This is a genomic window from Roseibium sp. AWQ4_254 (assembly GCF_056161025.1).
Window position 1 is genome coordinate 1 of sequence record NZ_JBSWYH010000061.1, and the last position, 8,968, is coordinate 8,968.

6 protein-coding genes and 1 tRNA gene are annotated in these 8,968 nt (G+C 59.2%); 1 reads left to right on the plus strand and 6 read right to left on the minus strand.

Annotated features, from left to right (window positions below; genetic code table 11):
* Nucleotides 1–57 precede the first annotated feature (57 nt).
* The 6 genes from ACXAIC_RS24365 to ACXAIC_RS24390 all read right to left on the minus strand — a co-directional run bounded on the left by ACXAIC_RS24365 (nucleotide 58) and on the right by ACXAIC_RS24390 (nucleotide 6,143).
* The gene (locus ACXAIC_RS24365; RefSeq protein ID WP_475186953.1) at nucleotides 58–639 is read right to left on the minus strand and encodes a hypothetical protein; all 582 of its coding nucleotides are present in this window, start codon (nucleotides 637–639) and stop codon (nucleotides 58–60) included.
* A gap of 354 nt (nucleotides 640–993) precedes the next feature.
* Nucleotides 994–1,070, minus strand: a tRNA-Pro gene (locus ACXAIC_RS24370).
* 254 nt (nucleotides 1,071–1,324) lie between these two features.
* Nucleotides 1,325–2,605, minus strand: a complete 1,281-nt coding sequence (locus ACXAIC_RS24375; protein WP_475186954.1) for an O-antigen ligase family protein — start codon at nucleotides 2,603–2,605, stop codon at nucleotides 1,325–1,327.
* Nucleotides 2,602–4,206 (minus strand): undecaprenyl-phosphate glucose phosphotransferase, encoded by a 1,605-nt coding sequence (locus tag ACXAIC_RS24380; RefSeq protein ID WP_475186958.1) that lies wholly within the window; start codon nucleotides 4,204–4,206, stop codon nucleotides 2,602–2,604. The genes ACXAIC_RS24375 and ACXAIC_RS24380 overlap by 4 nt, the downstream gene beginning before the upstream one ends.
* The gene (locus ACXAIC_RS24385; RefSeq protein ID WP_475186961.1) at nucleotides 4,206–5,480 is read right to left on the minus strand and encodes a glycosyltransferase family 4 protein; all 1,275 of its coding nucleotides are present in this window, start codon (nucleotides 5,478–5,480) and stop codon (nucleotides 4,206–4,208) included. Before ACXAIC_RS24385 ends, ACXAIC_RS24380 begins: the two co-directional genes overlap by 1 nt.
* Nucleotides 5,481–5,585: 105 nt before the next feature.
* Nucleotides 5,586–6,143, minus strand: a complete 558-nt coding sequence (locus tag ACXAIC_RS24390; RefSeq protein ID WP_475186962.1) for a polysaccharide biosynthesis/export family protein — start codon at nucleotides 6,141–6,143, stop codon at nucleotides 5,586–5,588.
* Nucleotides 6,144–6,334: 191 nt separating this feature from the next.
* Between ACXAIC_RS24390 and ACXAIC_RS24395 the strand changes: the two genes are divergently transcribed.
* Nucleotides 6,335–8,881, plus strand: a complete 2,547-nt coding sequence (locus ACXAIC_RS24395; RefSeq protein ID WP_475186963.1) for an exopolysaccharide transport family protein — start codon at nucleotides 6,335–6,337, stop codon at nucleotides 8,879–8,881.
* The last annotated feature ends 87 nt before the right edge of the window (nucleotides 8,882–8,968 follow it).

Here is an 8,968-nt window from a genome sequence, read left to right on the forward strand (position 1 = left end):
ACTGAAAAGACTGCTCGGATCCATGAAAACACCTCCATGATCGAAGTGAATCAGAAATCACCTCCAATGGCGAGGTTTTTGCGGGTGTCCATCTAACAAATGGTTTTCTAAAGGATGATTTCCGATCCGATCAAAGAAATTAGAAATATCAGTTATTATTTTCCATTCACCTAGACGAGCATGCGAAAGCTCACTCGATGTTCGGCGAAAAGAATCGTATCCAAATGTTGGATCAAAGATGGCCTCTGAATTGTCAGAACATCTGTGTGAATGAATAATACTAAGGTTTTTTGCGGCGCGAGCGTTTTCGATTTGCGGAAACAGTAATAAGGCGACTGATAAAAAGTTTACTAGGTCGAAAGGATCGATCCATGCGACTCGTCTTAGTGTGTGCTCGTCTTTTGGAACCATATAGTATTGGGGATTTCCGATGCGAGCAGTCTGCAGATCTGCTGTATTGAGAAATCGAATTGTCCGACGATAAGCTTCTCTGCGGAAATCATCCGTATTTGCCTGAATTACGGATAACTCGATCGAGTGCATGAATGTCGGCGGCTTGGCGATATCATCGAGACCATGTTGAATGATGTGCTCGATAGCTAAGTTTGCCGCAGCTTGTTTTTCCGCAAAGGTAGGCAAATGAAGTCCAACATCTAGAAATCAAGATGTCGAAGCTTGGCCTTTGTAGTGCTCGATGGCAAGAGCTGCGCAATACAAGTAACAGGCGAATGAGCATGTGTAGCTAGGAAGAACCAAATTCAGCGGAGTTTTTATTGTAAGCCGATAAGAATGCTAATTGGCATCTAAGGCAGTCAGAGACCTTCACTGCAGGTGAAGTGCTCTTGGATAGGAAATGTCAGAAAACTGCGATTTTTTGATGCGAGGAGCATGGGAAAACCGAAATAAATCTTCTTTTGTGCGGTTTCTGAGCGCGAGATAAGGAGCAGTTAGATAGCAATTCCCTGCTAACTATATGATTTTTCGATGAAAAAATGGTCGGGCAGGCCGGATTTGAACCGACGACCCCTTCACCCCCAGTGAAGTGCGCTACCAGGCTGCGCTACTGCCCGAACGGGTCCTACCTAGCTTGTTCGCCCGCCAAGCGCAAGCCGCTTGTTCGGGGCGGGGGAGGATTGCGCGGCGCTTGTGCACAAGCTGGCGCGCGGAGGACTGGCAGGGCCTGCCAAGCGGAACACAGGAAAGGGCAAATTGCTGAGGGTAGCGCTCCACAGCCTCGAGACGGGCAAGCGGCTTTGCTGGAGATCTTCAATCCACGCTAGGTGTTTGGAGAGCAAGCCGTGATCGGGCGCCGGAAAGCCCGCATTCAGGTCGTTCCTGAAGCCCGTAGACGGGATGTTCGCGGAGAGGTGGGCCACCGTTTGCGCTCCAGACGGTCGGTGGCAATCAGGCCCCAGGCGAGGCCGTAGAGCATATACATGTGCCGCCAATGGTCCGTGTCGATGATGGCAGACAGGATCAGATGGGCGGTGAAAACCGCAAAGACGCTCTGGGTGAAGGCCGTCCAGGGGCGGGACTTGAACAAAAGCGGCACCAGGGCGCACAGTGTCCACAGGGCCATGATCAGATAGACCGTGCCGCCCAGCCAGCCATAGGTGGTGAAGCCCTTCAGATAGACATTGTGCTCATCCTCGGGAAAATAGTGGTGGAATTGCAGCGGGCCGATGCCGAGCGGGTGCTCCATCACCATCTGGAAGCCGAGGGAATAGCGGGCAAAGCGGCCCAGCCGCGAGCCGTCATAGTCCTGCACCAGCTTGGCCCGTTGGGCGAACATGTCGGCCACCGTGTCGATGGAGAGCGCCACGGCCATCAGACCGGCAAAAGCCAGCACACCGCCGATCCCTAAAACCACCAGCCGGAGGCGCCGGTGCGGGCGGCGCTCGGTGATGAGCGCCAGCGCATAGACAATCAGAACGCCTGCGCACAAGACGCCCCAGGCCCCGCGGGAAAAGCTCAGGAAAATGCCGAGCAGCAAGATGGCGAGTGGTACCAGAAGGATCAGATTCTTAAAGACAGATTCGCGCAGGAGCTTCTGGATCAGCAGCAGGGCGGGCAGCACCAGAAACGGTCCGAACACGTTCGGGTCCTGAAACGTGCCACGGGCCCGGTCATAGAGCGTGAAATAGTCCGCGCCGGGAAAGGCGTGAAAATAGCCGGCAATGCCGATGGCCGCCACCAGCACGGCGCTGATCGTATAGCCGTTCTGGATGATGCGGAAGCGGTCCGGGTTTTCGGCCAGAATGGCGGCATAGAAAATCGCGGTGATGGCCAGAAAACCGGAGACCGCGATATACATCGCCGCTTCCCCAAAATCATCTGCCAACGGCACGGAGGCGATACCGCCGGCAATATAGAGCATCATGCAGATGATCAGCGGTCCGAACTCTGCCCGCAGCTTCAGCCCGCAGGCGAGCCAGACGACGGAGAGCAGCGCCATATAAAGTTCATATGGCGCCGGTTCCTCGATCACAAAGCCGGAGAGAAACGCGGCGAGCCACAGGGCGCCATTGCCCAGGCTCTTGACCTTGAGGCCGATGGGGGCCCGCACCAGCGGCGCAGGACCGGCATGTCCGGCCGCAAGGGTCAATAAGCGTTCTCCGTGTCGAACAGGCGGAACGGGGTCAGGAACAGGATTTTCAGGTCAAACAGGATCGACCAGTTCTCGATGTAATTGACGTCAAATTCCACCCGTTTCTGGATTTTCTCCGGGGTATCAACCTCGCCGCGCCAGCCATTGATCTGGGCCCAGCCGGTGACACCGGGTTTCACCTTGTGCCGGGCGAAATAACCGTCCACCACCGCGTCCCAGCTCCGGTTGTCCGTATGGGCGTTGACCGCATGAGGGCGGGGGCCGACGAGGGAGAGGCTTCCGGCCAGAACGTTGAAGAGTTGGGGCAATTCGTCAATGGAGGTCTTGCGGATGAACCGGCCGACCTTTGTGACGCGCGGATCGCCCCTGGTCACCACTTTCTTCGCGTCCGGATCGGCCATGTCCGTATACATGGACCGGAATTTGAGAACTTCGATGATCTCATTGTTGAAGCCGTAACGCTTCTGGCGGAAGAGGACCGGCCCCTTGCTGTCCAGCAGGATGGCGATGGCCGTTGCAATCATCAGCGGGAACAGGGTGAGCAGGGCCAGGGAGGCAAACACCAGGTCGAACACCCGCTTGGCGACCATATCCCAGTCGGCAATGGGCTTTTCTACCACGTCAACAAAGGGCACCGTTCCGATGAACGAGGCACCGCGGTTGCGGAACTTGATCTTGTCTGTATGGGCAGACAGGCGGATATCGACCGGTAGCACCCAGAGCTTCTTCAAAAGCTCCAGCACCCGCTTTTCCGCGCGAAGGGGAATGCTGACGATCAGCATGTCGATCCGGGCAAGGCGAGCAAATTCCACCAGGGCGCTGATATTGCCAAGTTTCGGATAACCGGCAACCACTGCCGGGGAGCGCTCGTTGGAGCGGTCATCGAAAATGCCGCAAATTCGGATGTCATTGTCCGGCTGGGCTTCCAGCTCGCGGATCAGCTCGGCGGCCGCCGTGCCGCCGCCCACAATGATGGCGCGCCGTTCCAGCCGCCCGCTGGAAATCCAGTGGCGCACCAGCAGATAAATGCCAAAACGGAAGGAGCACAGCCCGGCAAGGCCATAGACGAACCAGCCGCCGAGAAAACTGTCGGAGAGGGCGGTTCCGGCCCCAGTTGTGGAGCGCAGCAGGGCGAACATGGCAAAGACCAGCGTCCAGCCCGCCGCCACCCGGCCCAACTGAAACAGGCCCTGGCGCATGACCGGAACCTGATAAAGGTCGGCCGCCTGGAAGAAGGCAACCGTGACAAGCGTGGCGGCCAGAGCCGCAAAGCCGGACGCCCACAGGGGGGCGGCTGCGTCCACGGCGCCAAAGCTGCCAAGCGCCGCGCTGGCCACGATCAACAGAACATCGGTCAGGCGCACCAAGCCCGTCAAAACCGGCACCGAAGCGCCCTTGCCGCCGAGGCTTTGGGCAATCTCAAGCGCTTCTGGCGAGAGGCTGCTGCTGGAGACTGCGTCCTTTTTCAAATCACCGGGTGCGGCGGCCCCTTGCACACTGTGCCGGAACTGCTGTTCCAGGCTCTGGCTAAGGTCTGGTCTGCCGCCCGGCGGTTCGGGTGGAGAAATATCTTTGTCCTGAAATACCTGGGTGCTCATTATCTGTTGCTCGATCTGGCGTAAACAACTTGCGCCTCCGGAGACTTTACGGCCTCTTTGGGCGCGCTGGCCGGAACTGCGCTGGCCGGAACTGCGCTGGCCGGAACTGCGCTGGCCGGAACTGCGCTGGCTGGAGCCAGACCTTTAAGCTCCTTGTAGAATGTGGTGATGCGGTCGCTCATCAGGTCTGCGGAAAAGGTTTCGGAAAGGCAGGTGCGAAGTTCCTTTGCGTCCGCGTCCATTCGGTCCGGAGCGTGAAGGGCTGCTTCCATGGCACTGGTCAGTTTGCCGATATGGCCGGGCTCGATCAAGTGGCCGGAAAAGCGCCCGAAGATCTCCGGAACACCACCCACCCGGGTCGCAATGAGCGGGCGCTGCGCGGCAACCGTTTCCAAAATGATATAGGGCATGGCTTCGGCCCGGGAGGGCACTACCACGGTCCGTGCCAGTTTAAACGCCTCACGGGCCGGCAGGGCACCATGAAAGGTGATGGCCTTGTCCAGGCCGAGCAGTTCCGTCATCCTGCGGTAACGGGCCTCGTCCGGCCCTTCGCCGACAATATGAGCGCGTGGGGCCTCTCCGGTCTTCAGGCGTATATTATAAAGCGCCTCAATGAACAGGTCCGGCCCCTTCAGATCGCGCAGCATGCCGATATAAAGAAAGTCATCGGCGGTTTTGGGCATTTCGACGGGAACAAATTCCTCCGCCGCCAGGCCATTATAGACCATCTGTGTCTTGGCGGCCGGGCGTCCGACCTTGCTTTCATAGGCGGCCGCTTCATAGTCGGACACAAAGACAATGCCGTCGGTCAGCCGGCCCAGGGCATGTTCCAGCTTGTGATAGACCCGCCCCTCGAAGCGATTGGGATCGTAATGCAGGCTGCCGCCATGGGGGCAATAAACCCGGATGGTCTTGCTGCCGCGCAGGCGCAGCAAGGTGCCGATCAGCCGTGCATAGGCGCCGCCCTTGGCGCCATGGCCATGGAGCACGTCCGGCTTCAGATCACGGATATGGCGGTAGAGCGCCAGCGTTGCGGACAGGTCCTGAACGGACAATTGCCGTTGCATTTGAAAGCGTGCCACCCCAAGGGCAAGCTTTGGTTTCAATTCGTCCAGAAGCCTGGTGTCAAATGCGCTGCCCGTGTTGCTGTCGCAGACCAGCCCGACATCATATCCGGCGGCCGCCTGTGCGGACGCAAGGTCGCGTATATGGCGGAAAATTCCGCCAATAGGCGAGCGGACACAATGCACGATCCGCATCGGGTTCGTTGTCATGGTGCAATATCCCTGTTTGCATCCTCGGGTTTCTTTGCGAACCCGTAGGATTTCAAGAATGCACCCTAACAAAGGGAGATGAGTCCACCGTTAATTTGCGAGACGTCAGAAATACCGTTCCCGGACATAGATGGTGTCTCCGGGCCGGACCGGGTCCGAAATGGGCACACGGCCGTTTAGAATTTCCCCATTCAGCTGCCGGGTAATGTCCACATTGGACTGCTGGGCCCGAGAGGAAAATCCGCCAGCGGTGGCGATGGCATTCTGCACGGTCATGCCGGCCACGTAATTATACTGGCCTGCAGTTTGCACTTCACCCATGATGAAGATCGGTCGGTAGGTGTCGACTTCCACCGACACATCGGGATTGCGGATAAAGCCCTTGCGCAGCTTTGCGGCAATTTCGGCGGCAAGCCCCTGCTGGGTCTTTCCTCTGGCTGCAACGCTGCCAACAAGGGGGAAGGAAATATAGCCAGCCTGATCAACAACATAGGTGTTTGAAAGGTTGTCCTGGCCGAACACGATGATGCGCAGCCTGTCGCTGGAATCCAAGCGGTAGGGTTGCGTCAGCGTTTCATGAAACGCCGTCGGCGGTTGCCTGTATCCACTGCACGCAGCAAGGCCCAGGCACAGCCCCAGCACAAGAAGCGCTCTCGCTAACATCAAAGACTCTCCTACAATTCCGGCACAGCATCGCCTGTTATGGTTAATCGAGGGTGAAGAGGGATTTGACTTAAGAGCGCGCGCGCCGACGCAGCGCACCGAAAAGATTAACAGCCCGGATGGGTCATTTGCGCGGTGTTTAACCGATCGCTTACCCTAATTCGACATAGTTTGCCGGAATGTGGAGATGAATGACAATGAACGCTGAGCGGCAGGCTTATCCTGAAGACGATATGGCGCTTGACCTTGGGGGCCTCCTCCGGGCCATCGGCCGCTCGCTGCGCTGGCTTTTGCCCCTGACATTCTGCGTGGCCGCAGCCGTTTTTCTCGCGCTGCAATTTGTCGCGCCCAAATATCAAAGCCAGGCGCAGGTCCTGATCGAAAGCACGGACAACAAGTTCCCCGGCGCCTCGCGCGGGGCGGAGGAAGAGCGAGCCGTCCTGGATGCGGAAGGCGTGGCCAGCCAGGTGCAATTGCTGAAATCCGCTGATCTCGCCCGTCTGGTTGCCAAGAAGCTCGATCTTGCCGCCATCGCCGAATTCAATGCCCGGGGCGACCCGTCCTTGATCGGCAGTCTGCTGATCTTTGCCGGTCTGGCGTCCCCGCCGCCGGACAACAGCGTTGAGGAGCGGGTCCTCAAACATTTCTATAAAAATCTCGATGTCTACCAGATTGATGGCACCCGGGTGATCGCGGTTGGCTACACGGCCGAAAGCCCGGTTCTGGCTGCCAAGGTGGCCAATACGATCGTGGACGAGTTCCTGGAGCTCCAGTCGACTGCAAAGCGCCAGACAACGGAACAGGCCTCTGCAGCGCTGGAGCCGCAAATTCTGGAGCTGCGCAAGGAAGTGCAGGCGGCCCGGCAGGCGGTCGCCGATTTCCGGGCCCGGGCAGATCTCCTGATCGGTGCCGACAACATTCCGCTCAATCAGCAGCAACTGGCGGAAACCAGCAGCGACTATTCTGCCGCCCAGGCGTCCAAGGCGGAAGCCCAGGCCAAGGCGGACCTCTTGCGCGAGCTGTTGACCTCCGGCGGGTCGCTTGAAACTGCAAGCGAAGTGCTGAACTCGGCCCTGATCCAGCGGCTGCGCGAGCGGCAGGTCGAAATTCAGTCCAACATTGCCGAATTGTCGATCACCCTGTTGCCGAACCATCCGCAACTGCGCTCGCTTCAGTCGCAGCTGGCCGACTACGACCGCCAGATCCGTTCTGAAGCGCGCAAGATCCTGCAGGGGCTCGAAAATGACGCGAAAGTGGCCAATCAGCAGGCCCTGGCGCTGTCCGCACGGCTGGACGAACTAAAGACGGCCGCCGCCAAGAGCAATGCGGATCAGGCCCGGCTGAGCGAACTGGAGCGGGAGGCCAATGCCAAAGCGGCACAGCTGGACCAGCTGATGCTGAGCTTCCAGGAAGCGGATTCGCGTCTGCGGGCCCAGGTGCTGCCCGCTGACGCCAGAATCACCTCGCGCGCGAGTGTGCCGGTCGAGCCGGTGTCGCCGAAGATTTTGTCGAGTACGATTGTCGCCGCTCTGGTGACCTTCATTCTCGGATGCGCCTTTGTTCTGATGCGGGCCTTCTTAAGTGGCAATGCGCTTGTGAATGCAAATGGAAGTCTGGCGGCAGCGCCCGGCCAGGCTCCTCTTCAGCGTGTTTCAAGGGAGGGCCCGGATAGAGGCTTCCGGGAGCCGCTGGGCTGGTCCTCCAACTATGGTCAGGCCTCTGCACGGTACGGGTTTGCGCCCGGGGCAGCGCCGACCGAGGGGCAAACCGTGCCGCGCGCACAAGGCATGCCGGAGGACGGGGAGGTTCCGCTGGTGCCTGAAGAAGGAGCCGAACCGGCCCCGGAAGCGCCGCTCGTGGAACAGACAGAGCGCGAGCCGGAGGCGGCGGCGCCCAAGAGGCGCCTTGAGCTGTACGACCGCAATGTCGCGCCTGACTGGGTGACCCGTTTGCGGATCAACCGGGATCCGGACCTGACGGATATGGAAGCTGCCAACGAGGCCGGGCTGCCACCGGCCGGGGGACCGTCCGGCGCTAAAGACACCAGCACGCCCGGCGCCAGCACGCCCGGCACGAACGTCTCCGGGCAGGCGGAGCCGCAAGATCAAGACGCGAGACCAAGCCCTGACGCCCCAAAAATGTCCGAAGACGGCGCGCAGACGGCTGAGGATGCCGGGTTTGTGAAGAATATTGAGCCACGGGGCAGGATTGTTGTTCTGAGCGTTGACGACAACACGCTTTCCCACGAACTGGCCTTTGATCTTGTGCGCAAGGCGGCCGAAAGCGGCAAATCCGCACTGGTGGTCGAGGTTTTTCCCGAACAGGCCGACCGGAAGGCCGCCGAAGGTTTCTCCGATGTGGTGTCGGGCAAGATGCCCTTTGCCAAGGTTGTCTACCGGGATGCACTGTCCAAAGCCCATATCATTGAGGCGGGCCGACTGGCGATCACCGATGACATGGTGCAGTCCGACCGGTTCAAGCTGGCGCTGGATGCCATCCGGACAACCTATGAGGTTGTGGTGGTGGATCTCGGGGCAATTGACGGCACGCTGGCAAGCGCGCGCATTTTGAGCTTCGCCGACAGGGTGTTCATTGCCGCCAGCGCGCCCGACCACAGCCACGAGCTGCAAAGCGCGGCAAACCTTCTGGCCCACAATACCGGTGCCCGGGTGGATGTGCTAATTGTGGGGGACAGCAATCCCGATCCGCGCCGCAACGGCGACGGCCACGCGGCCTAGAGCATTTCCCAAAAAGTCTGAATCGTCTTGGGTTCCCTTTTGTGGTGAATAGTGATTCAAGCTGAGGGCTGGACAAGGAGGCCAGCC

What these genes read in the sequence shown, in the direction of transcription:
- ACXAIC_RS24380 (WP_475186958.1), bottom strand. Translation starts at nt 4,206, where the DNA reads ATGAGCACCCAGGTATTTCAGGACAAAGATATTTCTCCACCCGAACCG.
- ACXAIC_RS24385 (WP_475186961.1), bottom strand. Translation starts at nt 5,480, where the DNA reads ATGACAACGAACCCGATGCGGATCGTGCATTGTGTCCGCTCGCCTATT.
- ACXAIC_RS24390 (WP_475186962.1), bottom strand. Translation starts at nt 6,143, where the DNA reads ATGTTAGCGAGAGCGCTTCTTGTGCTGGGGCTGTGCCTGGGCCTTGCT.
- ACXAIC_RS24395 (WP_475186963.1), top strand. Translation starts at nt 6,335, where the DNA reads ATGACAATGAACGCTGAGCGGCAGGCTTATCCTGAAGACGATATGGCG.